This is a genomic window from Algoriphagus sp. (assembly GCF_039969895.1).
Taxonomy (GTDB): domain Bacteria; phylum Bacteroidota; class Bacteroidia; order Cytophagales; family Cyclobacteriaceae; genus Algoriphagus.
Window position 1 is genome coordinate 208050 of record NZ_JBDVMZ010000008.1, and the last position, 21824, is coordinate 229873.

The 21824-nt window shown below is 42.2% G+C and carries 22 protein-coding genes; 13 read left to right on the forward strand and 9 right to left on the reverse strand.

The window, feature by feature from the left end; all coding sequences use genetic code 11:
- The first annotated feature begins 80 nt into the window (after positions 1–80).
- The 6 genes from ABJH64_RS05055 (at position 81) to ABJH64_RS05080 (ending at position 3575) form a co-directional block, all read left to right on the forward strand.
- Positions 81–623, forward strand: coding sequence for an OmpH family outer membrane protein (locus ABJH64_RS05055; protein WP_348334578.1), 543 nt, complete (start codon positions 81–83; stop codon positions 621–623).
- Positions 624–812: 189 nt separating this feature from the next.
- Positions 813–1118: a thioredoxin gene (gene trxA / locus ABJH64_RS05060; RefSeq protein WP_348275774.1), complete on the forward strand. Its 306-nt coding sequence runs from the start codon at positions 813–815 to the stop codon at positions 1116–1118.
- Positions 1119–1208: 90 nt separating this feature from the next.
- Positions 1209–1883 (forward strand): porin family protein, encoded by a 675-nt coding sequence (locus ABJH64_RS05065; protein WP_348275773.1) that lies wholly within the window; start codon positions 1209–1211, stop codon positions 1881–1883.
- Between the two features lie 90 nt (positions 1884–1973).
- The gene (locus ABJH64_RS05070) at positions 1974–2468 is read left to right on the forward strand and encodes an RNA polymerase sigma factor (protein ID WP_348275772.1); all 495 of its coding nucleotides are present in this window, start codon (positions 1974–1976) and stop codon (positions 2466–2468) included.
- Positions 2458–2769: a hypothetical protein gene (locus ABJH64_RS05075; protein WP_348275771.1), complete on the forward strand. Its 312-nt coding sequence runs from the start codon at positions 2458–2460 to the stop codon at positions 2767–2769. Before ABJH64_RS05070 ends, ABJH64_RS05075 begins: the two co-directional genes overlap by 11 nt.
- A gap of 11 nt (positions 2770–2780) precedes the next feature.
- On the forward strand, positions 2781–3575 hold the full coding sequence (locus ABJH64_RS05080; RefSeq protein WP_348275770.1) for a periplasmic heavy metal sensor: 795 nt from the start codon (positions 2781–2783) through the stop codon (positions 3573–3575).
- 91 nt (positions 3576–3666) lie between these two features.
- On the opposite strand, the gene ABJH64_RS05085 is transcribed toward ABJH64_RS05080, so the two are convergent.
- The 4 genes from ABJH64_RS05085 to ABJH64_RS05100 all read right to left on the reverse strand — a co-directional run bounded on the left by ABJH64_RS05085 (position 3667) and on the right by ABJH64_RS05100 (position 7341).
- Positions 3667–5349, reverse strand: a complete 1683-nt coding sequence (locus ABJH64_RS05085) for a DUF885 family protein (protein WP_348298992.1) — start codon at positions 5347–5349, stop codon at positions 3667–3669.
- Between the two features lie 161 nt (positions 5350–5510).
- On the reverse strand, positions 5511–5720 hold the full coding sequence (locus ABJH64_RS05090) for a hypothetical protein (RefSeq protein WP_348274149.1): 210 nt from the start codon (positions 5718–5720) through the stop codon (positions 5511–5513).
- Between the two features lie 12 nt (positions 5721–5732).
- Complete coding sequence (locus ABJH64_RS05095; RefSeq protein ID WP_348274148.1) at positions 5733–6266, reverse strand: hypothetical protein; 534 nt, start codon at positions 6264–6266, stop codon at positions 5733–5735.
- 208 nt (positions 6267–6474) lie between these two features.
- Positions 6475–7341: a helix-turn-helix domain-containing protein gene (locus ABJH64_RS05100; protein ID WP_348274147.1), complete on the reverse strand. Its 867-nt coding sequence runs from the start codon at positions 7339–7341 to the stop codon at positions 6475–6477.
- 129 nt (positions 7342–7470) lie between these two features.
- Here ABJH64_RS05100 and ABJH64_RS05105 point away from each other — a divergent pair, with 129 nt between their 5' ends.
- The 5 genes from ABJH64_RS05105 (at position 7471) to ABJH64_RS05125 (ending at position 13098) form a co-directional block, all read left to right on the forward strand.
- Positions 7471–8361 (forward strand): dihydrodipicolinate synthase family protein, encoded by an 891-nt coding sequence (locus tag ABJH64_RS05105; RefSeq protein WP_348274146.1) that lies wholly within the window; start codon positions 7471–7473, stop codon positions 8359–8361.
- An 83-nt stretch (positions 8362–8444) separates the two neighbouring features.
- A complete protein-coding gene (locus ABJH64_RS05110; protein WP_348274145.1) occupies positions 8445–9902 on the forward strand; it encodes an aldehyde dehydrogenase (NADP(+)) in 1458 nt (485 codons plus the stop codon).
- Between the two features lie 137 nt (positions 9903–10039).
- The gene (locus tag ABJH64_RS05115) at positions 10040–11044 is read left to right on the forward strand and encodes a 4-hydroxyproline epimerase (protein ID WP_348274144.1); all 1005 of its coding nucleotides are present in this window, start codon (positions 10040–10042) and stop codon (positions 11042–11044) included.
- Positions 11045–11165: 121 nt separating this feature from the next.
- The gene (locus ABJH64_RS05120; protein ID WP_348274143.1) at positions 11166–12413 is read left to right on the forward strand and encodes an FAD-dependent oxidoreductase; all 1248 of its coding nucleotides are present in this window, start codon (positions 11166–11168) and stop codon (positions 12411–12413) included.
- A 76-nt stretch (positions 12414–12489) separates the two neighbouring features.
- Positions 12490–13098, forward strand: a complete 609-nt coding sequence (locus ABJH64_RS05125) for a Uma2 family endonuclease (protein WP_348274142.1) — start codon at positions 12490–12492, stop codon at positions 13096–13098.
- Positions 13099–13163: 65 nt separating this feature from the next.
- Here the strand turns inward: ABJH64_RS05125 and argJ are convergent, their stop codons facing one another.
- The 5 genes from argJ to ABJH64_RS05150 all read right to left on the reverse strand — a co-directional run bounded on the left by argJ (position 13164) and on the right by ABJH64_RS05150 (position 19113).
- Positions 13164–14375, reverse strand: coding sequence for a bifunctional glutamate N-acetyltransferase/amino-acid acetyltransferase ArgJ (argJ, locus tag ABJH64_RS05130; protein WP_348274141.1), 1212 nt, complete (start codon positions 14373–14375; stop codon positions 13164–13166).
- A 79-nt stretch (positions 14376–14454) separates the two neighbouring features.
- Positions 14455–15498, reverse strand: coding sequence for an N-acetyl-gamma-glutamyl-phosphate reductase (gene argC / locus ABJH64_RS05135; RefSeq protein ID WP_348274140.1), 1044 nt, complete (start codon positions 15496–15498; stop codon positions 14455–14457).
- 1 nt (position 15499) lies between these two features.
- The gene (locus tag ABJH64_RS05140; RefSeq protein WP_348274139.1) at positions 15500–16693 is read right to left on the reverse strand and encodes an aspartate aminotransferase family protein; all 1194 of its coding nucleotides are present in this window, start codon (positions 16691–16693) and stop codon (positions 15500–15502) included.
- Positions 16694–16696: 3 nt separating this feature from the next.
- Entirely contained in the window at positions 16697–17512 is an 816-nt protein-coding gene (gene argB, locus ABJH64_RS05145) for an acetylglutamate kinase (protein ID WP_348274138.1), read from the reverse strand.
- 407 nt (positions 17513–17919) lie between these two features.
- Complete coding sequence (locus ABJH64_RS05150; RefSeq protein WP_348274137.1) at positions 17920–19113, reverse strand: polysaccharide pyruvyl transferase family protein; 1194 nt, start codon at positions 19111–19113, stop codon at positions 17920–17922.
- Positions 19114–19340: 227 nt separating this feature from the next.
- Between ABJH64_RS05150 and ABJH64_RS05155 the strand changes: the two genes are divergently transcribed.
- Positions 19341–20882 (forward strand): hypothetical protein, encoded by a 1542-nt coding sequence (locus tag ABJH64_RS05155; RefSeq protein ID WP_348274136.1) that lies wholly within the window; start codon positions 19341–19343, stop codon positions 20880–20882.
- Positions 20875–21819: a glycosyltransferase family 2 protein gene (locus ABJH64_RS05160; protein WP_348274135.1), complete on the forward strand. Its 945-nt coding sequence runs from the start codon at positions 20875–20877 to the stop codon at positions 21817–21819. Before ABJH64_RS05155 ends, ABJH64_RS05160 begins: the two co-directional genes overlap by 8 nt.
- Positions 21820–21824 lie beyond the last annotated feature (5 nt).

A 21824-nucleotide genomic window follows, 5' to 3' on the forward strand; every position in this document is an offset into this window, starting at 1 on the left:
CGAATAAGCATTAGAATCCAAACCCAACAATTCTAATGAATACGAGATTCCATAGGACCTTTAAAACAAAATAAATACATATGAAAGTAAAAGTTATCCTTTCCGCAGTAGCCTTGCTTTGCGTAGGATTTGTAGCACAGGCTCAAGATGTGAAGATTGGTTATACCAATGTAGAATTTATCATGGATTTGATGCCAGAGATGGAGCAAATAGCCGCTGATGTTAAAGATTATGAAACTCAGCTTCAAACTACCATGCAATTGAAAGCTGAAGATTTTCAGCGTCAAGTACAGACCTATCAACAAGCTGCTCAGACTATGACTGAAGAAGCAAGAGCTGCGAAAGAAAAAGAACTGACAGACCTTCAAGGCACTTTGCAGAAGATGGAATCTGACTCACAGATCAGCTACCAGAGAAAATTAGGTGAACTTCTTTCTCCTGTGCAGACCAAAGTGATCAATGCAATCAATGCAGTTGCGGCTGAAAATAACTACACGCATATCTTTGCTGAGTCAGCAGGACAAGCTCCAATCCTCCTTTATACTAAAGAAGAAGATAAATTCACTGAACTAGTACTAGCAAAATTGGGCCTTCAAATGCCAGCAGCTCCAGCTGCGAACTAATTAACAACTACTATTCAAGAAGCCGCTATTTCGAGATCGATTTAGCGGCTTTTTTATGAAATATCAATACCGTACCAAAGAAAATAGCGTCCACCATACCTCATCTATTGGACGCAATATATGGTCATTGCTGAGCAACTTGTCCGTACTATTACTAGTTTGGCTGAGTTCTGATCACTAAATTATACCATGCCAAAACGTAACCCCAAAGACATAATTAGTAAAAGTCAGGATGCCGTATTGGTAGATTTCTATGCAGACTGGTGTGGCCCATGTCAGACAATGAATCCCATCATTGATGAAGTACTCGCTGACTTAGATGGTAAAATCAAACTTTTGAAAATCAACATTGACAAAAGCCCACAGCTGGCACAGCAATTTGCAGTACGCTCCATACCAAACTACATTCTTTTCAAAAAAGGCAAAATCCTGTGGAGAAAAGGAGGCTTAATGACCAAGCGTGACTTACACCATGCATTGAAAGGTTTTGTCTGATAACTTCAACCGCCTAAGCACGGCAATACTTCATCTGGTAGAAATCAACAAATAACGCCTGACAAAATCTATAAATAACTACTTTTGGACATGAACAAAGTTCTGCTCACCAGCATCCTTATATTAGTTTCATTCGCTGCTTTTTCTCAGACGAGCATCGGAATCCGGGGTGGCTATTCTACTTCCTCCTATACGTACCGCCCTGATCCCAGTAGCCGAGGAATATCTGTGGATGGCATAGGCGCTCCTACTTTTGCGCTAGTCTTTGAACATTTCAATTCTAAAAATGCCGGAATAGAAGTCAATTTACAATTTCTCCAGATTGGATTTGTACAAACTGAAGAGGAATCAGACCCAGTAAACACCAACGAAACTCAATTTGATTACTTAAAAATCCCAGTACTTTCCAGCTTTTACATCGGTAGATCTGGAAGATTTCAGATCAAATTGGGGCCACATGTAGGCTACATGCTGCAAGCAAAAGTCGTAATTAGAGAATATGCAAACGCTACTCCAGCAGAAATCCCTACCTATGGAGGTGCTGAGGACAAGCCTCGAAAAATCATGTATGGTCTGACAGGCGGGGCTGGAATTTCCAAACTATTTGGAAAAAGCACATTGGCGGGTGAAGTACGATTTGCCTATGATTTCACTAATCCAGAAGGTCAGGACAGAATTTTTGACATGAATTCCACCAACTTAGAGTTCACGTTGGCATATTTGTTTAGGATTAAAGATTCGAAAAATTCGAGTGTTATGAAATAGGGAGGTTATCGACTTCACAACCTTCCCACTAGATAACTTTTTCAACTCTCTTGTCATATATTGGACGCATACCCCGACTAACGTATGTAAATGAATCACACCCAGCTTGATCATATCTTGAAAGCCCATCACAGGGATGCATACCTTTGGGCAAGGCAATGTTGCTCGTTTCAGGATGAGATGGCGAAAGATGTGCTTCAGCAGGCATATTTGAAGATTTTGGAAGGACAGGCAAAGCTAAAGGATGCATCCAAGGCCAAAACTTGGCTTTTTTCTATCATCAGATATACGGCGATTGACGAGATACGGAAGGCTGGAAAAGTCGTTTCTCTTACTGACGCTTACGACCCAATGGACGTCATAGAGGAAATTGATGCGACTGATTATGAAGGAATAATCAAGCACTTGCCAGCCATGCAGCGCGAGGTGATTTTGATGGTATTTTATCATCAAATGACCATTGCGCAAAGTGCCGAAATCCTTCAAATCCGACTAGGAACTGCGAGAACGCATTACGATCGCGGAAAAAAGAAACTCAAGGAATTAATTATGAAAGTTCAAATCCAGGAAGAATATGGAAAATAACGAACAATTAGAACGGTTTTTTTCTCAGATGAAGAAGAAAGACGAGCAGCTGAAAATCCCGGATTTTCCTGAAGTTAAAGCGCAAAAATTCGGTCTTTGGATACCGACTGGAATAGCTGCCTCTATTGGCCTTGCTTTTCTAGTCTTCCAAGACCCTACACCTATTGAAAGTACCGCGCCTGAAGTCGTGATCATTACCCTTCAGGAGGATGAAAATCAAAATCAACATTTCACTATTGAAGAAACAACATTCCTAGACACCTGGGAATCGCCCACTGCTTCCTTATTGACTGACTATTAAAAAAAATCAACATGAAAAAAATACTAATCGTATATCTTATTTTCTTGTCTGGACTGGCTTTCGGGCAAAAATCCCAAGTATATGTGCAAAATCTGAAATCTTCCGATCAGGATTTATTTCAAAGACATCTCTACTCTGCTGACAGAGTGATGGAAATGCGAAAAGAACTCAATCTAACAGAGTCTCAAGCAGCACAAATCAAAAAAATCCACAGTGAAAATGCTGGGAAATTCAGCGCAATGAAATGGGATCTAGACGATGAAACCGCTAAACTTAAAGCTCTTCTGGATGCCTCTAAAATCGATGAAGTCGCAGTTCAAAAACAAATGGACAAGGTCTTAGCGTTGGAGAACTCGCTTAAGAAGCAGCAGCTCAGCACGATGGTCTCCATCAAAAATGAGCTAAGTCCAGAGCAGCAGGGAATCTTACAGTCACCGAGAGTACACACTCTCAATGGAGTGAGTGTGACAGGATACGGAACTAGCTCATTTAGTCCTGCGAGTGACTTAGGGCCTACTCAAACTTTCAAAATTGGCAAACCGCTTTACGGTGCTACAACTTCTAGCTCCTCCTCTAGCCCAAAGGTAGCCTTGAAAGTAGCTGGAACGAGCAGCAATTCAGCTCCTCCATTATATTACATCGACACAAAAGACGGGATGAAACAGCTAAAGGAAATTTCTACTATTAATCCTGACAACATCCAAAGTATTGAGGTCCTTAAAGACAAATCTGCTATAGACCTTTTTGGTGACAAAGGAAAAAATGGAGTAATCATTATCAAGCTTAAAGAAGACCCTACGAAGTAATTGAAATGGTTTCATAGTAGAAAAAAGGAGTCCGATTCGGACTCCTTTTTTTAGGATTACTGCTGATAATACGCTGAGTAATGAACTCCCTTTAATCCAAAAACTTCCAGCTCGCTCTATGATCTTTCTTCAGAGGATTTCCAGTGACTTTTGCTCTTAAGATTTCCACTGGCATGGCGTTTTGGCTCAGGATCAAATCGTGGAATTCCTTCTCTGTCATTTTACCTGAATCGACCACTTCTCCTCGCATGGCATAAAACTCCAACGCTCCAATCATGTAGGCTATTTGGTACAGGGGCCCATAGCTCCCCTCAAAAGATCTACGAACTTCGGCTTCAGCATTAGCACGCTCATGGCCTACCTTTTCTACCAGTAGATCGATACACTCTTGAGGAGTCATATTACCCAGATGATAATTCAGGGAAAAAATAATCCGAGCACTACGATGCATCCTCCAGAATAACATTCCGACTTTGTCTTTCGCATCCCGCGGAAATCCCTTATCCCACAGAATAAACTCCCAATACAACGCCCAACCCTCTGTCCAAAATGGAGTACCGAACATTCGTCGGTGTACCATATTTCGCTGATTCATAAACTGCTGCAAATGATGCCCAGGAATCAGCTCATGATGTACTACTGCTCTGGAAAAATGTGGGTTATTTCCGCGCAAACTCATCATTTTATCCTCATGACTCATCTCCGAGGTAGGATATGCTATCTGTATAGTCTCGCCACCCAGAAAAAACGGGCTGATGCGCTGACGCTGAGCAGAGAGCATCACGGTTCTCCAAGTTTCTTTGGCCAAAGGCGGAATGGTCACCAAATCATTAGATTCCACATATTCAGTAGCTTCCTCTGCTAGTCGAATAACCTCTGCAGGCCAGTCTCCCGCCGGTAAATATTCCTCTTTCACCAGTTCCAAAGCAGCCTTCCAATCGTCACCAAACCCCAATTCGTTAGAGGCTTTCAGCATCTCTTTTTCGCTCCAGGCAAATTGCTTCTCGGCCTCAGCTATCAATTCCTCCGGACTGTAAGCGATCATCTCAAAAGCCAACTGCTTTTCCAAAGCTTCCCTTCCGATTGGTCTGCCAATAATCCCACTTCCATCGTCTTTTACAGAATTGGTATAATGCTCTCGCAATGCTTTTGCATAGGCTTTCATACTTGCATCAAGCTTCTTCCAAGGCTCAGGCATCCACCAAGTGAACATCGGATCAAAGTCGAAATAATAGGAATAGGCTTCGCCCGTTGTTCTATTCATCGCTTCTACTGCGCTCGCAGCCAAATCAGCTTTCTGCCAACTGTTGTATTTCGGAGTGCTCGCCAACTCTTTCAGTTGATTATCTACCTGTCGGGAAACTTCGTCCCACTCTGCTGCCAAGAGCTGAGAATCAGGTTTCTTTGCTCTTCTCCGTCCTTGATAGAACACCTCCAGGGGCTTTAAAAAAGTCAAAACATTCGCTATCTCAGAAAAGTAAGCTTTATCAATTGCCAACTCGGCAAGCTCTTTATCCAAATAATTTCTAAAAAGCACATAATCAATCTTATCGTCTTCGTCGAGAGAATTATAATCCATCTTACCCAATTCCCTCAAATACTCTTGATTGAAGTGTTGGATTCTGGTGAAATATTCCATCGAAAGGGAATTGGTATAAAGCCTCCGAAGCGCCGAATAATCAGCCTGGTAGGTCTGGATGGTTTTTTCAATTTCTGTAGCCTGCAAAGCCTGCGAGCCTAGAAAAACAAGAAATAGGAGTAGGATTTTCTTCATATCAATTATTAAATCAATGAAATCAAAACGATAATAAGCATTCTAATTAGAATGGCAGTACAAAAATTGATCGATGATCGAAAAGCTTACTTTTAAGGTTAAAAACGCAAAAAGGCCATTCCAAATGAAATGACCTTTTATTCTTTAACCAGAGAAAGTTCCTATTTTTTCTTTCGCACTAGTGCTACCAGAATCAGGATAAACACTGCCCCGCCTACTACCCATACCCAAGGCTGCTGGTACCATTCTTCCTTACCGATGTTTACATCAATATCTAATCCACCATCCTGGGCGAAAGCCGCGACAGAAGTGAACATAGTCATTAGGAATAAAAATAGACTCTGCCTGTACTTTTTCAATTGATTTTTCATGGTTGTGAGTTTTTATTTGAATCTAATGTTGTAAGTCGCTGCCACGCCAATCGCCTGTACATCAGCCCATGGATCAGAAGTAAATACCTGATTGTAGAAAGCGAAAATATTCCAGTCGTAATTATGATACCCTACTTGAGGTCGAATATAAAATCCTCCATCACTAGCCGTATCACCCGTCAAAAAAGTATATCCCACGTCTGTCCCTACAAAGAACCCAGACGGCTCTGGATAATATCTCAGCATCAACCCTAGCGGAATAGCTCCAAAATCTTCGGCTCCTGCTACATCCGAATCTTTGAAATAATTAGTATAACCAGTTGCCACACCCAATCCAAAGTTATCCGTTCTCATAAATTGCCCTGCTACATCTAATCCAAAAGCAAAAGATGAGTAGTCACCAATATCCCCCACAGGGATCCCCATATTAAGACCAAGCTTGAGCCAGGAATTATCTTCATTAATGTCCTCAATTTCTCGAGTAGTCTGTGCATACGTGGCTAAAGCTGCCATCATAAGGGTAAGTGATAAAAGTAATTTTTTCATAGTTGGTTTGTTTTCTTGTGAGTATCCAATAGCCAAACCCAATGCCATCTAAGCAATAAAACTTCTAACCGGATGTATATCACAGCTGAATAGGCATTTAACAGCTTTTCACATTCAATGTAGTCTGTAATGAAAGAAAACTTTCTACTGGTTGACTCGCCCTATTCTGGGAAAAAAAATTCTCAACATAAGTTAACAATCCTTCATTTCACTCCAACTTCCGCCAATCTTTGGGGGTCATAGCAGTGAAGTTCTTGAACGTTTTGTTGAAATGCGAAAGCGTTTGGAAACCTACCTGGTAGGAAACTTGGGAAATACTCGCATCTGTTTCCAAAAGCAATTTCTTCGCTTCTGTGATTCTTAATTGTTGCACATACTGTGTGAATGTTCTTCTTGTCCTTAGTTTAAAGAACCGGCAAAATGCCTCTTTACTCATATAAGCCTGCTCCGCTACTTCTTCCAAACTGATTTGGCGAGTGATATTATCTAAGATAAATCGCATCACTTGATCCATTCGTTTTCCGTCTTTCTCATTCATCCTGTGCTGCATAGGCACTTGATTCAAAGACAAAAAATCACTGGAATTGAAATCAAAAAGAGAAATAACATGAATGCACTCTTGTAGTCTGCGCAATCCCATAAGCTCTCCAAATCGCATAAGGATTTGGGTTAGTTTTCGGTTCGTCTCTCCTACTACCTTATAACTTATTTTCAGTTTTTGACTCATTTGAGCTAATTCAGAAAAATCATCTACTTCTAGAAATGCTTTATGAAGCGCTTGGAAATCAAAAAAAATCGTTTTTCCTGTGATGCTCAGGTTATTTTCCTCCAAAAAATAATCTGAATCGCTTCGAAAAACATGCGGAATGCTCTCAGGAAGCAAATACACATCTCCCGGCTCAAATCTCCCCACATAGTCTCCGACCAAAAGCTGACCCCTGCCCTCTACTACCAACGTAAGTTGAGCTTGGGGATGCTGGTGAAGGTTGTCATAAAAATACTTCCCTCGATCTTCCTGATACTTTATAAAGGTATTTTCAGACTTAGGAATCTGAAAGGAGATAACTTTATTCATAAGTTAAAATAGGCTTATATTATAATTTTAATATACCAATATCCATTATTTGATCAAAATAGAGTCATTATTTACTAAAAATATACTTTCCTCCCGCTGATTCAGCTTCTACCTTTGAAGAAAAAAACTATGAATTGGAAAGGTGTATTTCCCGCTGTGACGACGAAATTCCATGCAGACGGAAGTTTGGATATGGAGCTATTTTTCAAAAACATTGATTTCCAGCTAGCGTCTGGAGTCCATGGAATCATTCTAGGCGGTACTCTTGGCGAGAGTTCGGTACTTTCTCAGGAAGAAAAAATCACCCTGACCCGAGAAACTGTCAACTACCTGAAGGGTAAGGTCCCTGTAATCTTGAATATTGCAGAAGGAGCTACGCAAGACGCCCTTTTCTGGGCAGCCAAAGCCAAAGAACTGGGAGCATCAGGTTTGATGATTTTGCCTCCTATGCGCTATGCTGCGGATGCCAGAGAAGTGGTAACCTATTTCAAAACAATAGCAGGCAGCACTGATCTGCCCATCATGATCTATAACAATCCGGTGGATTATAAGACTTTGGTGACGATCGACATGTTCGCTGAATTAGTAGTCTGTGAAAATATACAGGCAATCAAAGAATCTACTCGAGACATTTCTAATGTTACTCGGATGAGAAATAGATTTGGCGATCGTTTCAAATTACTTTGTGGAGTGGACACGCTTGCCATGGAGGAATTAGTCATGGGAGCTGATGGATGGGTGGCCGGTCTAGTTTGCGCTTTTCCGAAGGAAACTGTGAAAATCTTCGACCTGATCAACGAAGGCAAAAGCGAAGAAGCCAGAGAAATCTACCGCTGGTTCTTGCCCCTTTTGGAATTGGACATTCATCCCAAGTTAGTTCAATACATCAAGCTTGCTGAGCAGCATTGCGGGATTGGTAGCGAATATGTGAGAGCTCCTAGGTTAACCTTGATAGGTGAAGAAAGAGAAAGAGTGGAAAAAATCATTTCGGAAGGCTTAGCTAAAAGGCCTAAATTGTAAAAAGATGGGAAACCGATATACCTCTGTGACTCGTCATCAACAATTTTCCAATCGTTAATTTTCCACTATTTCAATCGCAACCTATGAACCTAGATCAAATTTTCACCTCAGCACAAGAAGCTTTTTTAAGCTATAAAAACCTCTCAGGAACCAAAAAAGCGGATTTTCTGGAAAAAATCGCAGAAATACTCGAAGAGAATAGAAGTGCAATTGTCCTGATGGCAGTTCGAGAATCAAACCTTCCAGAGGGTAGAATAAATGGCGAATTAGGAAGAACTACTGGTCAAATCAAACTTTTTGCAAACCTTCTCCGAGAAGGGAGTTGGGTAGAAGCCACCATAGACCCGGCAGATCCAAAACGATCCCCACTTCCAAAAGCTGACATTCGCCGAATGCTCATCCCGGTGGGCCCAGTGGTTGTTTTTGGCGCGAGCAATTTCCCTCTAGCCTTTTCCACAGCAGGAGGTGATACGATTTCTGCACTGGCAGCAGGCTGTCCAGTGATTTACAAAGGACATCCTGCTCACCCTGATACGTCAAAGTTTGTAGGCTCTTGTATCTCTCAAGCACTTGAAAAGTCAGGATTGCCAGCAGGTATTTTTACCCATGTAGAAGGCGGTGTGAAAATGGGTCAGGACCTGGTGAAGCATCCTTTGGCAAAAGCAGTTGGATTCACTGGATCCTACGGCGCTGGAAAATCACTATTCAATATTGCCAGCAATCGCGATGAACCTATTCCGGTATATGCCGAAATGGGTTCGGTCAATCCGATTTTCACCTTCCCTCAGCGCTTAGGGAATGAATTAGTCCCATTAGCACAGAATTACATAAGTTCCCTCACGTTGGGAGCAGGCCAGTTCTGCACCAACCCGGGACTGATTTTCGTACCAAAGGACTTGGCAGGACAATTTGCTAACGCCGTTTCTGATGAACTGAGAGAGATCGCCACTTCACCTATGCTCCACGAAGGAATAGCAGAGTCTTATTATAAAACGATCAAAGAACTCACACTTAGGTCAGAGTTGACATGGGTAAAAGTGCCTGATGCAGCTCATTTGATCAACGTAAGTCCAGCAATGGCACAGATCAGCGCGGCAGATTGGATGGCGGATGATGTTTTTCAGCAGGAAGTTTTTGGTTCATTTGCGTTGATGGTGATTTATGAAAATGAAGCCGAACTGATAGACGTTGCCGAAAAACTTCACGGGCAATTGACCATCACGCTTTGGGCAGATAACTCCGAGCTGAAAGCCAACTCACAACTACTGAATCTTTTGGAGGAAAAATGTGGGAGGTTACTTTTCGCTGGAGTTCCTACAGGTGTTGAAGTAGGCTATGCGATGCAGCACGGAGGACCTTTCCCTTCCACTACAAATGCCAACAGCACTTCAGTAGGAGCTCATGCCATCAAGCGATTTGCCAGACCTATTGCTTTTCAAGATATGCCAGACGAATTGTTGCCTGAGGCATTGAGAGATGAAAACCCCCTTAAAATCACCAGGCAAGTGAACGGGAAGTTTACGGTTGAGAAAATTAAATAAGTTGAGATTTGAGATTTACGGAATTTTGCTGAACCCCATAATTCATTGAAAAAATGTATGTCTCAATCCACTTTCCAATCTAAACTTTCCAAAGCCTTATTTTCCAATAGTCCAATTTTCCAATCTTGAATTAGTTCATGTCAACACGACACACGTTCTCCTGCATCGATGCCCATACTTGTGGTAATCCGGTGCGGGTAGTTTCTGGGGGCGTTCCCTTTCTTAAAGGAGAAAATATGCTACAAAAACGGCAGTATTTTCTTGAAAATTACGATTGGATCAGAACGGGATTGATGTTCGAGCCGAGAGGTCATGATATGATGTCCGGTTCTATGCTTTTCCCTCCACACAATCCTGAAAATGACGTAGCAGTTCTTTTCATAGAAACCAGCGGTTGCTTAGCGATGTGTGGACATGGTACGATTGGGACGGTGACAGTTGCGCTAGAGGAAGGCTTGATCTATCCAAAAACTCCCGGAAAACTTAGGCTGGAAACTCCGGCTGGCTTAGTACTGGTCGAATACATGCAGGAAGGGCGAAAGGTCAAATCGGTCAAACTAACCAATGTGAAAAGCTTTCTGGCTGCTGAGAACTTAGAAATTGAATCTGATGATCTTGGAAAACTAACGGTGGATGTTTCCTATGGAGGCAATTTCTATTGCATCGTGGATCCTCAGGAAAATTTCCCAGGATTGGAGCATTTCAAAGCAGAGCAACTCATCTCTATGGCTCGTTCGCTTCGCAAAAAGATGAATGAAAAATACGAGTTTGTCCATCCGGAACACCCAGAGATTAAAGGCCTGTCTCACGTACTTTGGACAGGAAAAACCATCAATCCAACGAGTACTGCTCGCAACGCCGTTTTCTACGGGGTTAAAGCGATAGACCGTTCACCTTGTGGCACTGGAACTTCAGCAAGATTAGCCCAATGGCATGCAAAAGGCCTTTTGAAACGAGGAGAAGATTTCATCCATGAGAGTTTCATCGGCTCAAAATTCATCGGGAGAATCGAAGAAGAAACCGAAATAGCAGGCAAACCTGCCATCATACCAAGCATAGAAGGCTGGGCAAAAGTGTACGGATATAATACCATCCTACTGGACGACGACGACCCGTATGTGCATGGATTCCAAGTCATTTAGTCCTTTGAGGTGTCATTAGGAGCGACAAAGAAGCGCATAATCTCCTCGAAGGTCTTTTCTGAAAAGTACTTATTAACTAAACCTTTGAGGTTTTACAAACCTCAAGGTTGTGCTATAAAAAATGAAACCAACCATCATCATCGGCGGCGGAATAATCGGCCTGTTCACCGCATATTTTCTTCAGAAAGAAGGAGTAGAAGTTCAGGTAATCGATCAGAGCGATATGAATGTCAATTGCTCCACAGGCAATGCCGGCATGATCGTACCCAGCCACATCATTCCTCTAGCAGCTCCGGGCATGATCAGTAAAGGCATTTCTTGGATGTTTTCTTCCAAAAGCCCTTTCTACATTCATCCACGTCTGGATGCCAAACTGCTTCGATGGTGTTATCAATTCTATAGAGCTTCCAGTCCTGCGCATGTGGAGCGGAGCGTACCTATTTTGAAAAACCTGAGTTTACTTAGTAAAGTCCTATATCAGGAGTTCAGAGACGAGCATCCAGAATCTCATATTGCTTTGCAGGAAAAGGGTTTGATGATGATTTATCAAACTGAAGCCGTAGAAAAAGAAGAAATCGAATTCGCTCATCTCGCCAATGCAAACGGTTTACAAGCAGATATTCTGACACCTGAAGACATCAGAACCATCGAGCCAAACCTGGAAGTAAAAGCTCGCGGTGCGGTAAGATTCCCAGGGGATGCACACTTAGATCCAGGCAAATTATATGGATTTATGAAAAGCTATTTGCAAGAAAAAGGTGTGAAATTCCTTCCAAATACTACCATTACTGATTTCGAAAAAAATGGCACTACTGTCAAAGCCGTAATCACCGACAAAGCAAAAATCGAAGTAGAAAAAGTGATTATTGCTGGAGGGTCATGGTCTGGAGAATTGGCAGGCAAGCTAGGTTTCAGCCTTCCTATGATGGGTGGAAAAGGCTATTCTTTTCTACAGGAAAACAAGCCTGAGATCATGCAAGCTTCCATTTTGACAGAAATGAAAGTGGCTGTGAGCCCTTACGGAGATCAAATTCGATTTGGCGGCACGATGGAAATCGCCGGTGTCAATCAAAAGGTTAATATGAACCGCGTGAAAGGAATCTTCGAATCCATCAATCGATTTTATCCAGCATTTGAAGCAAAATTTCCCGAGGAGAACAAAATCTGGAAAGGCCTAAGACCATGTTCCCCAGATGGACTTCCGTACATAGGATTTGCTCCCGGCTATACTAACGTCATGGTAAACTCAGGGCACTCGATGATGGGAATCAGCCTGGCACCAGCTTCCGGCAAAATCATCAGTGAACTGCACCAGCAAAAAGACACCACTTTGGAATTGAAAGGGTTTGAAGTGGGGAGGTACATGTGAGCCCTTTGAGTTTTAAGAATCTCGATGGACTTTTATAGTTACTGTTTTTTTCAAGCCATTTCATTAAATTGCTCCTATGGAATCTGAGGAAAAAGATCTTGTAAAAGAGCCGTTTACAGAATACGGCGTATATTCCTATGCAGACTACCTGACTTGGGAAATTGATGAAATGGTCGAACTCATCAAGGGTAAAGTGTTTCGTTCTGCTGCAGCTTCGCCAAGAATGAAGCATCAGAAAATTGTGCTTCGATTAGGCTCAGAGCTTTTAAACTTCCTGGAGAAGAAATCATGCGAAGTATTTATCGCTCCTTTTGATGTGCGCCTACCCGTTAAGTCCAGAAAGAATGAAGAAATATTCACAGTAGTCCAGCCAGATGTCTGTGTGGTTTGTGACCGTTCCAAATTGGATGAAGCAGGATGTGTCGGGGCGCCGGATCTGATAGTAGAAGTGCTTTCCCCAGGAAATAATAAGAAGGAGTTAAGAAACAAATATGAAGTGTATGAAGAGTCCGGTGTCAAGGAATACTGGATTATTCATCCATCTGAAGAGACCATGATAATTTATAGTTTAATAAATGGAAAATATCAGCCTTCGCGACTCTTTTCTCATGGTGATATAATAAGCTCAGCCTGTATCCCCGGTTTTGAGCTAGACCTAGAAGCGTTTTTCGAAAAAATTGATTAGAAGCACATAAAAAATCCTGCTTCTGGTGAAGCAGGATAACTTTTAACCCGGAGGAAAAATACTTATCACGTAGTATAAACCGAGTTGAACATCACATAGTCGGTTGTCAGATCCGATCCCCAGCCTATCCCCTCTTCCTCTCCAGTGTTGAGTTCCATATGTACTCTCACGTGAGATTCTCTCAATAGCTTTTTCATATAGGATTTCTCAAATTCCACCGGGTTACCCTTGTCCAGCACCTGCACCAGATGGTTTTGATCGCCAATGAAAAGATTCACCTTTTTGTAATTAAAAGCAACGCCAGCATTCCCTGCAGCCGCAACGATTCTTCCCCAATTAGGATCTCGACCGAACATGGCTGTTTTCACCAAAGTAGAATCCGATATCGCCCGAACCAAAGTCCTGGCAATAGCTTCTGTTCTGGCTTTGCTCACTCTGTACTCGATAAATTTAGATGCGCCTTCACCATCTGACACGATCAGTTTGGACAAGTGAGTTAAAAGCTCCAATAACTTTTCCAGAAAAATAGCATAGCCTGGATCCTCTTCAGAAGTCACCTTCCTATTTCCAGCTAAGCCATTAGCCATCACAGCGACCATGTCATTCGTAGAAGTGTCGCCATCTACTGTGATCATATTGAAGGAACGATCCACACAGTAAGAAACAGCTTCCTGAAGTAATTTCTCATCAATGTGAAAATCAGTCACCACAAAAGCTAGCATAGTTGCCATATTCGGGTGAATCATGCCAGAGCCTTTGGCTACACCGCCCATATTGATCCTTACTCCATCGTACTCAAAATCAATAAAGCCTTCTTTGGCAAAAGTATCCGTAGTCAAAATAGCATTCGCCACAAATGACCCGGCTCGTAGCTCTCCGCTAAGTTTTGGGATGTTTACCTTCAGTCCTTCCACTACATCCTCGGTGGGAAACTCCACCCCAATAATACCTGTGGAAGCTACGATCACATCCTCTTCCGAAATCCCTAAAGTCTCCGCCGCAGCTTTTACCATTGCCTCAGCTCCTTCTCGTCCCTGGTCTCCGGTACAGGCGTTGGCATTTCCTGCATTGCAAATAATCACTTGTGCCTTGTTATTAGCCAGATTCTTCTCAGTAATCTTGATAGGCTCAGCACGAACTTTATTTTGTGTCAGCGTCCCAGCCGCTGCGGCAGGAACTTCGGAGTAAATAATCGCCAAATCCCGCTTCATTGACTTCACTCCTGTATGTGCACCCCAGCATTTGATGCCGCGTACGTTTGTTATATTTTTAATCATCTTTTTCTTATTAAGATTTTAATTATCCTGAATTTTCCCCAAAAACTAACTAATGATTGAATCAGCTTAACTAAATCACTTAGGGCTTCAATGGCACCTGGTTCAATCCTTCAGACTCCGTCAATCCAAACATCAAATTCATATTGTGAACCGCCTGACTAGCTGCGCCTTTTAGCAAGTTATCAATTACCGAGATCACAATCACACGCTCAGTCCTTGCATCCCAAACTGGAAATACATCGCAAAAATGACTTCCGCGCACATCTTTGATCCCTGGAGCTTGATTCCTCAATCTTACAAATGGCTTGTCTTGGTAAAAATCCCGATAGATCTCAGTCAATTTTGCCTGATTCATTTCGCCTTTGATTTTGGCATAAGCTGTCACCAAAATACCTCTATCCACAGGTAATAAATGCGGAGTAAACTGAACCGCAGTTTGGCTACCTGCCAATCCACCCAATTGCTCTTCAATCTCTATTGTATGCCTGTGACCAGCGATGCCGTAAGCCTTGAAATTCTCATTGACATTAGAAAAATGTGTCGTAGCACTCGCCTTAATCCCGGCTCCCGTTAGACCCGACTTTGCATCGAGGATCAGAGATTTTTCTTCGACCAGCTGCTTCGCAAAAAGCGGAGCCATGCTTAAAATAGATGCTGTTGGATAGCAACCTGGGTTAGCAACGAGATTTGCAGACTTGATTTTATCAGCAAAAAGCTCTGGCAAACCATATACTGCTGTTGCAAATCCTTCCGGGTAGCTATGCTTTTTGTTATACCATTCTTCGTAAACTTCCTTGTTAGAAAGTCTAAAATCACCCGAAAGGTCAATAATCTTCGCTCCTGAATCCTTCCATTTTGCCACAAAATCCATGGAAACCCCGTGCGGCAAGGCCAAGAAAATCACATCAAGCTTTTGCTTGCTCACTTCCTCAGCACTGACTAAAGGAATAGCTAACCTATCCACAAACTGCGGGTGCAAATCAGAAAATGGCTTGCCAATATGTGACTCCGAAGTGATCATTTCTATAGAAACTCCTTCATGATTGAGGAGTAACCTCGCCAACTCAGAACCCGTGAATCCAGATGCTCCGACTATGGCTACTTTTAATTTTTGCGTGCTCATATTAGGCGGATACGGTGGTTTCAGATAGGGTTTTGTCTAGTTTTTCCAAGAAAATATTCAGATCATCTCTGCTGATATTCAATGCAGGAACTAGTCTCAGAATATTTCCAGCCGTGGCATTGGTCACAATTCCCTCTTCAAGTAATCGCAGGACATAGGGTTTGGCTTCCGATTTCATTTTCACCCCTAGCATCAACCCTAATCCTCTGACGGACTCAAGCTCCTCATGCTTTTCGATCAGAACAGCTAATTTTCCTCTCAGCCATTCGCTGGTTTCAGTTGCTCTTTTGCAAAGCTGCTCCTCATTGATCACTTCTATCGTAGCTATTGCCGAAGCTGATACCAGAGGATTTCCCCCGAAGGTTGTTCCATGATCCCCAAACTCAATGGCGCTCGCAACTTTTTCGTTACACAGCAAAGCACCAATCGGCACACCTCCACCTAGGCCTTTAGCCAAAGTCATGATATCCGGCTGCACTCCAAAATGATCCTTCGCAAACCATTTTCCTGTTCTACCGATTCCACATTGGATTTCATCAAAAATCAGCAAAATGCCCTTTTCATCACACACCTTTCGCAGTCCTTCCAAATAGGCTTTTTCCGCAGGAACAACACCGCCCTCACCTTGTATCGGCTCAACTATCACTGCCGCAGTTTCACCATCGATAGCTGCTTCTACAGCGGCAAGATCATTAAAAGGAACCTGGGTAAAACCGGCTGGGATAGGCCCAAAACCTTGTTGATACTTCTTCTGACCAGTTGCTATGGTCGCTAAAGTTCTACCGTGAAATGAATTTTGCATGGAAATCACTTTTCCGCCTTTACCCTGCTTATGCGCATATCTCCGGGCAATTTTAATAGCTCCCTCAACTGATTCTGCGCCACTGTTTGTAAGAAAGACCCGATCCAAACCTGACATTTTCACCAGCAATTCACTCAGCGCAACTTGCTGTGGACTCACGAAAAAATTGGAAATATGAATTAACTGAGCCGCTTGTTCCTGAATTGCTTTCACCACGTGCGGATGGCAATGGCCTACATTATTCACAGCTATTCCAGCCAATAAATCTATGTATTCCTTTCCATTTGCATCCCAGAGCCGGCTGCCCTTGCCTTTGATGAATGCCAGTGGCATGCGGTTGAATGTTGGAAGATAATTTTCCTTGTCTTTAGAATATAAATCTTGATTAGTCATAGTTCATTTGAGAGTAATAGTGGTTCCGATTTTCTGATTATCAATCACATAATCAGATAGTTGCTGAGGCTTAGTTCCATTCAGAATGATTGCTTTCTTCACTCCTTCATTCAATGCCAATAAACAAGATTGAATTTTTGGAATCATACCTCCTTGAATTACTGAGCCCATATGTGATCGGACCTCATCTTCATTGAGGGTTTTGATTATTGATTCAGGATCTGGATAGTTGAGAAAAAGTCCATCCACGTCAGTCAATACAATCAGCTGCTCTGCATGAACCGCAGCAGCGAGCTTTCCGGCAAAAGTATCGCCGTTAATATTATAAGAATGTCCATCTGCTCCGTCAGCGATACAAGCCACCACCGGTACACATCCGGCCTCGCAAAGTAAGTTGACCAAGAAATTGTCAATTCTTGTAATCTCGCCCACCAAACCAAAATCAACCTCTTGTCCATCGGAAGATTGGTGTTGGTACTTTTTTGCCTGAACCATCCCGGCATCTTTGCCGGAAAGACCAACAGCCTTTAATTTTTGTTGATTAAGCGTGGAGATCAGATTTGCATTCACCTCTCCGATCAGAGCTTTTTGGATTTCTGCGAAAGCAATTGCTTCCGTCACTCTGAGGCCATCCACAAACTGCGATTTGATGGCTGCTTTTTCTAATGCTTTATTGATAAATGGTCCACCTCCGTGAACTAGGATGACTTCAAATCCCGCTTTATGAAGTTTAAAAATCTGTGCTGCAATTTCCTGCTGCAACTGGGGATTGACCATCGCATTCCCACCATATTTGATGAGAATTCTTTGCTTAGACATTTTGCTTTTCTTTATATAAAATTGATTTTTCCCAAAACTGGCTCTCCCGTGTGGAGGGACTGAAGTGGAAACAAATCAGAATTGAATTACAGCTTTTAAATGTTGATAATTTGATAAATAAAGGTTTAACTTATTTAACCTGACAGGTTAAAAACAACCTTCGTACCGAAAGAGGATATTTCGCAGATTGGCGGAATGTTGTTAGAATAATGAAACTTAAAAGTCTTAAAAGTCAAATGACAAATAATTCTTTGGTATGAAAGGGTGACAAGCTGGCAGGTTGAATAAAAAAACGCGTTTGTGTACTGAAATCGTAAATCCCTTTTTATACCATTTTTGTGATTCAAATCACAAAAATCACGGATAATATTTAGTTTGAAATAATGTAAAATGAGTAAAAACTGCTCTTAATTTGACTCCAACACTTTCACCATCTTATCAAATCCCTTCTTGATCTCAGTGAATTGCCGATCTCTGGATGCTTCCAGCTCTTCCTTAGTGGCATTTGTCGCAACTTTGAATTGCTCATAGATTTCCGAGAATTCGATGGAGCGCTGATTGCCTTTCAACCCCCAAGTTGCTAAATAAGCACCGAGTTTCTCCACTTTCAGACCCACATGTGGCACAGCGAAACTCATAGCCGTAATCGCCCCGTGTAAACTCGTCCCCACGTAGCATTTTGCGTTCGCGATCAAATACATAATGTCCCAGATATTATCAGCATCGAAGTAGGTGTAAGGACTGTGCATTAGCGATCCTAGCTCCTGCAAGGCTTCGTGGTCATCATGATCCAGCGCTTTCCCAATTGGACAAAGGCAAATTTCCGTTTGGCCATTTTGGTAAATTTCGTCCAATCCACTTGCAATCGTCTGCTCGTGACCACGCGTTGTTTTCTTATTAATTTGTGCAAAAACATACGTTCCAGAGTGCTCAGCGACATATCCAGCTACCTCCTGAGTCACATTTTTGTGTAGGAAATTCAATGGATAAAACTCCGACATCAGGATGGCAGAATCTGGAAAAAGATCAGCCTTTAGGCCATTTTTAAATAAATTATCCACGGTCAGCTGATCTCTTACAGCGAAATAATCAGCATTCTGAAGCTTCTCTTTCAGGAAATCGTATTTCTCAAAAAGTGCTTTCCCAAGCCCTGAACCACCGAGGGAATTCAAAGTCACAGATTGGACGCCAGCGAAGTCAGATTTATCAAAAACGAAAGGAAGTGTGGTCTTCCCTTTTAAGATTTTCTTAGTCCAGGCATTCAGATCCAACACTTTATTGACTCGCACATGCCTCTTATTGATTCGCTGGAAAAGTGGATTCAGAGCCGCATACAATGAATTCCAAGTCACTCCAAGAGCTTCACCACCCGCGATAATCACGTGCACAGGATCATTTGGATCACTACAGGCTTTATAAAACTTCTGTAACCCCTTCGTCGGCAAGCCACCAACCCTGGAAAGATCACTCTCCACCAGACCGAAATATTCAAACTGAAAATCCTCTCCATAGGTACTGAGCTGTCTTTCTATCACCAATGGAAAAAGTAGATCGCCGTAATTGTATCGATCGAACGCTCCTATAATTAAGACTTTTGTCATGTGTACATTTTTAGTCAATAGTCCATAGATGTTAGTCCATGGCCCTTTATTCTGAACCTCAAGCCTCTTGGAATTAGCAATAAACCGTTTCTTAGAGGTTGAGTTTGTCTTTGTCTTTGCAATCTTTACAAAAAAGGTACTCGATTTTAAATCTGCATAAATTAACCTCAGGAACTATTTTTGGTAAGTAGGTTGTAAATTCAGCATAATATCATCCAAAGACTATTTTGAGTACAAAACCAGTTGCCGTTCATCGTATTTTTTCAGGTTCAGTCTGGGGGATTTTAGCAAAAATTCTGGATGCCGCCGCCAAGTTCGTAACCATACCGCTTTTGGTTGGCTACTATGGCAAAGCTGACTACGGATTGATCGCGTTGGCTTTTTCGCTCAACGCTTATTTGAGGCTGATGGATCTCGGCATGAACGTCGGATCTGTACGCTTTTTCTCCATGTGGGAAGCTAAAGCTGACTGGCAAAATATCGGAAAAGCTTCAAGATCCAGCATCATTTTCTACGGGACGATTGGCCTGGTCAACGCGCTGATTTTCATATTCATGGCCAACTATGGCCAGTTTTTCTTCAACCTGAATTCTGATCAAATTCCTACTTACAGGATCATGATGTACATTCTATCGGCAAGTACAGTTTTGAACTGGCTGTCGAATGTCATCATCCAACTGCTCAGCGCCAAAGATGAACTGGGCTACGTCAATCGCGTGACGGTGGTCAGCAGTGTATTGAATTTTGTAGTAGCTATTACCGCAATTCACTTCAAGTGGTCGCTGCCACTATACTTTCTTTTCTACACGATCTCCACGCTCGTCCCGATACCACTGAATATTCTAAAACTCCGAGTCTTCCCTATCCCCCTAGGCCAACTCATTAAACCACAATGGGATGGGAAAATATTCAGAGAGATCATCGGCTATAGTTCTGCAATCTTCCTGATGGGGCTTTTCCAGCTTACGGCCAATGAATTACGTCCAATTCTACTGGCTAAATACGCTTCCGGCATCGATGTATTGACGGATTATCGGGTGATACAGACGATAGCGATGCTGATTATTTCCTTCGGAACGATATTCCTTCAGGTGCTTTTGCCCTCAGCTTCCAAAGTATATCAGGAAGGAAATCAAACCAAAATGGAGAAGCTGGTTTTCACAGCCACCCGCTATATTTCAATTTTTTTAAGTTTCATCGTTTTTCTACTTGTGCTTAATTCTGAATCGATCCTACTCCTCTACATGGGGAAAGATTACCTCCATTTGTCGGTATGGCTGAACATTTGGTTGCTCACTGTATTGCTGAATATGCACAATACTCCGGTGGCTAGTTTGGTGCTTTCCTCAGGCAAAACCCGCTTCTTGATCTATTCTTCTGCGATGGCCTGTATTCTATCGCTTCCGATTACAATCATTCTTGCTCCCACCCTGAATGTAGGTGCGGCAGTATTAGGCTATCTGGCTTATATGCTGATTCAGATCGGTTTTTTCTATATTTATTACATCCCAAAAGTATTGAACCTCGATAGTCTGAAGATATTTTTTGGAGCTTTCACACCATCGGTCATAGCTTCTGTTTTTGCTTTTGCTCTGGCTTTTGGGGTGAAAAAATGGTTTGAATTCCCTTTAGGCTGGTGGTCAATGCTTATCTCCTCAGTGATTTTCACTACGGTTTTTGCCGCGCTACACGTTATGTTTATCATCAAATCGGAAGACATTGAGTTTCTCCGATTGAAAATTTTGAAACGAAAAACACCCAATGAGTAAGCATAAATTCTCGATTTGTATTCCTGCCTACAAGAGCAAATACCTGCAAGAATGCATTGATAGTATTTTGGCGCAGACTATTGAGGACTTTGAACTGATCATTCTGAATGACTTCTCTCCCGAGCCAATTGAGGAAATTGTAGAGAGAAACCAAGATCCTAGAATTAGGTATTTTAAGAACGAAAAAAATGTCGGCGCATACCATCTGGTGGACAATTGGAATAAATGCCTGGAACTCTCCACTGGGGAATACCTCGTCATAATGGGTGATGATGACCGGTTGGCTCCAGACTATCTGGAAGAATTTTCCCGTTTGATTGATAGTCACCCTACACTTCATGTCTATCATTGCCGCAGCAAAATCATCGATGATTATGGCAACGATGTCGTGCTGACTCCAGCGCTTCCTGCTTTTGAATACGTTTACGATTCCATTTGGCACCGCTTACGTCAGCTTCGCTCAAATTACATTTCAGATTATTTATATAACATTTCCGCGCTCAGATCTCAGGGTGGATTCTACAAACTGCCGCTGGCTTGGGGTTCCGATGACATCACGGCTTTTATCGCTTCAGCTGAGAAAGGAATTGCGCATACCAACAAACCTGTTTTTGAGTATCGCAGCAACCGTCTTTCGATCACCTCCACAGGAAATGATCTTCACAAAATGATGGCAGATTTGAGTTACTCAGATTGGCTTGAAGAATTCATGCGAATTCATCCTCCGCATCCTTCAGAAAAAGTGATTTATCAGCATTTGTTGAAGGAAAAAGACAGGTATATGCATGATAAGAAATTGTACACCATGATGCTTTCTATGCGAAGTAATCCTATGCAGAAAGCCAAAAATTGGATGAAAACGCTGGGTAAATTTGGTTTATCGATCAAAGACATCGGAGTCGCGTTGGCCAAAAGCATGAATTCAAAAACCACTTAACCACA

What these genes read in the sequence shown, in the direction of transcription:
- ABJH64_RS05075 (WP_348275771.1), top strand. Translation starts at nt 2,458, where the DNA reads ATGGAAAATAACGAACAATTAGAACGGTTTTTTTCTCAGATGAAGAAG.
- ABJH64_RS05110 (WP_348274145.1), top strand. Translation starts at nt 8,445, where the DNA reads ATGAACCTAGATCAAATTTTCACCTCAGCACAAGAAGCTTTTTTAAGC.
- ABJH64_RS05160 (WP_348274135.1), top strand. Translation starts at nt 20,875, where the DNA reads ATGAGTAAGCATAAATTCTCGATTTGTATTCCTGCCTACAAGAGCAAA.
- ABJH64_RS05100 (WP_348274147.1), bottom strand. Translation starts at nt 7,341, where the DNA reads ATGAATAAAGTTATCTCCTTTCAGATTCCTAAGTCTGAAAATACCTTT.
- ABJH64_RS05105 (WP_348274146.1), top strand. Translation starts at nt 7,471, where the DNA reads ATGAATTGGAAAGGTGTATTTCCCGCTGTGACGACGAAATTCCATGCA.
- ABJH64_RS05140 (WP_348274139.1), bottom strand. Translation starts at nt 16,693, where the DNA reads ATGACTAATCAAGATTTATATTCTAAAGACAAGGAAAATTATCTTCCA.
- ABJH64_RS05115 (WP_348274144.1), top strand. Translation starts at nt 10,040, where the DNA reads ATGTCAACACGACACACGTTCTCCTGCATCGATGCCCATACTTGTGGT.
- ABJH64_RS05125 (WP_348274142.1), top strand. Translation starts at nt 12,490, where the DNA reads ATGGAATCTGAGGAAAAAGATCTTGTAAAAGAGCCGTTTACAGAATAC.
- trxA (WP_348275774.1), top strand. Translation starts at nt 813, where the DNA reads ATGCCAAAACGTAACCCCAAAGACATAATTAGTAAAAGTCAGGATGCC.
- ABJH64_RS05065 (WP_348275773.1), top strand. Translation starts at nt 1,209, where the DNA reads ATGAACAAAGTTCTGCTCACCAGCATCCTTATATTAGTTTCATTCGCT.
- ABJH64_RS05095 (WP_348274148.1), bottom strand. Translation starts at nt 6,266, where the DNA reads ATGAAAAAATTACTTTTATCACTTACCCTTATGATGGCAGCTTTAGCC.
- ABJH64_RS05150 (WP_348274137.1), bottom strand. Translation starts at nt 19,113, where the DNA reads ATGACAAAAGTCTTAATTATAGGAGCGTTCGATCGATACAATTACGGC.
- ABJH64_RS05085 (WP_348298992.1), bottom strand. Translation starts at nt 5,349, where the DNA reads ATGAAGAAAATCCTACTCCTATTTCTTGTTTTTCTAGGCTCGCAGGCT.
- argB (WP_348274138.1), bottom strand. Translation starts at nt 17,512, where the DNA reads ATGTCTAAGCAAAGAATTCTCATCAAATATGGTGGGAATGCGATGGTC.
- ABJH64_RS05055 (WP_348334578.1), top strand. Translation starts at nt 81, where the DNA reads ATGAAAGTAAAAGTTATCCTTTCCGCAGTAGCCTTGCTTTGCGTAGGA.
- ABJH64_RS05070 (WP_348275772.1), top strand. Translation starts at nt 1,974, where the DNA reads ATGAATCACACCCAGCTTGATCATATCTTGAAAGCCCATCACAGGGAT.
- ABJH64_RS05080 (WP_348275770.1), top strand. Translation starts at nt 2,781, where the DNA reads ATGAAAAAAATACTAATCGTATATCTTATTTTCTTGTCTGGACTGGCT.
- ABJH64_RS05120 (WP_348274143.1), top strand. Translation starts at nt 11,166, where the DNA reads ATGAAACCAACCATCATCATCGGCGGCGGAATAATCGGCCTGTTCACC.
- argC (WP_348274140.1), bottom strand. Translation starts at nt 15,498, where the DNA reads ATGAGCACGCAAAAATTAAAAGTAGCCATAGTCGGAGCATCTGGATTC.
- ABJH64_RS05090 (WP_348274149.1), bottom strand. Translation starts at nt 5,720, where the DNA reads ATGAAAAATCAATTGAAAAAGTACAGGCAGAGTCTATTTTTATTCCTA.
- argJ (WP_348274141.1), bottom strand. Translation starts at nt 14,375, where the DNA reads ATGATTAAAAATATAACAAACGTACGCGGCATCAAATGCTGGGGTGCA.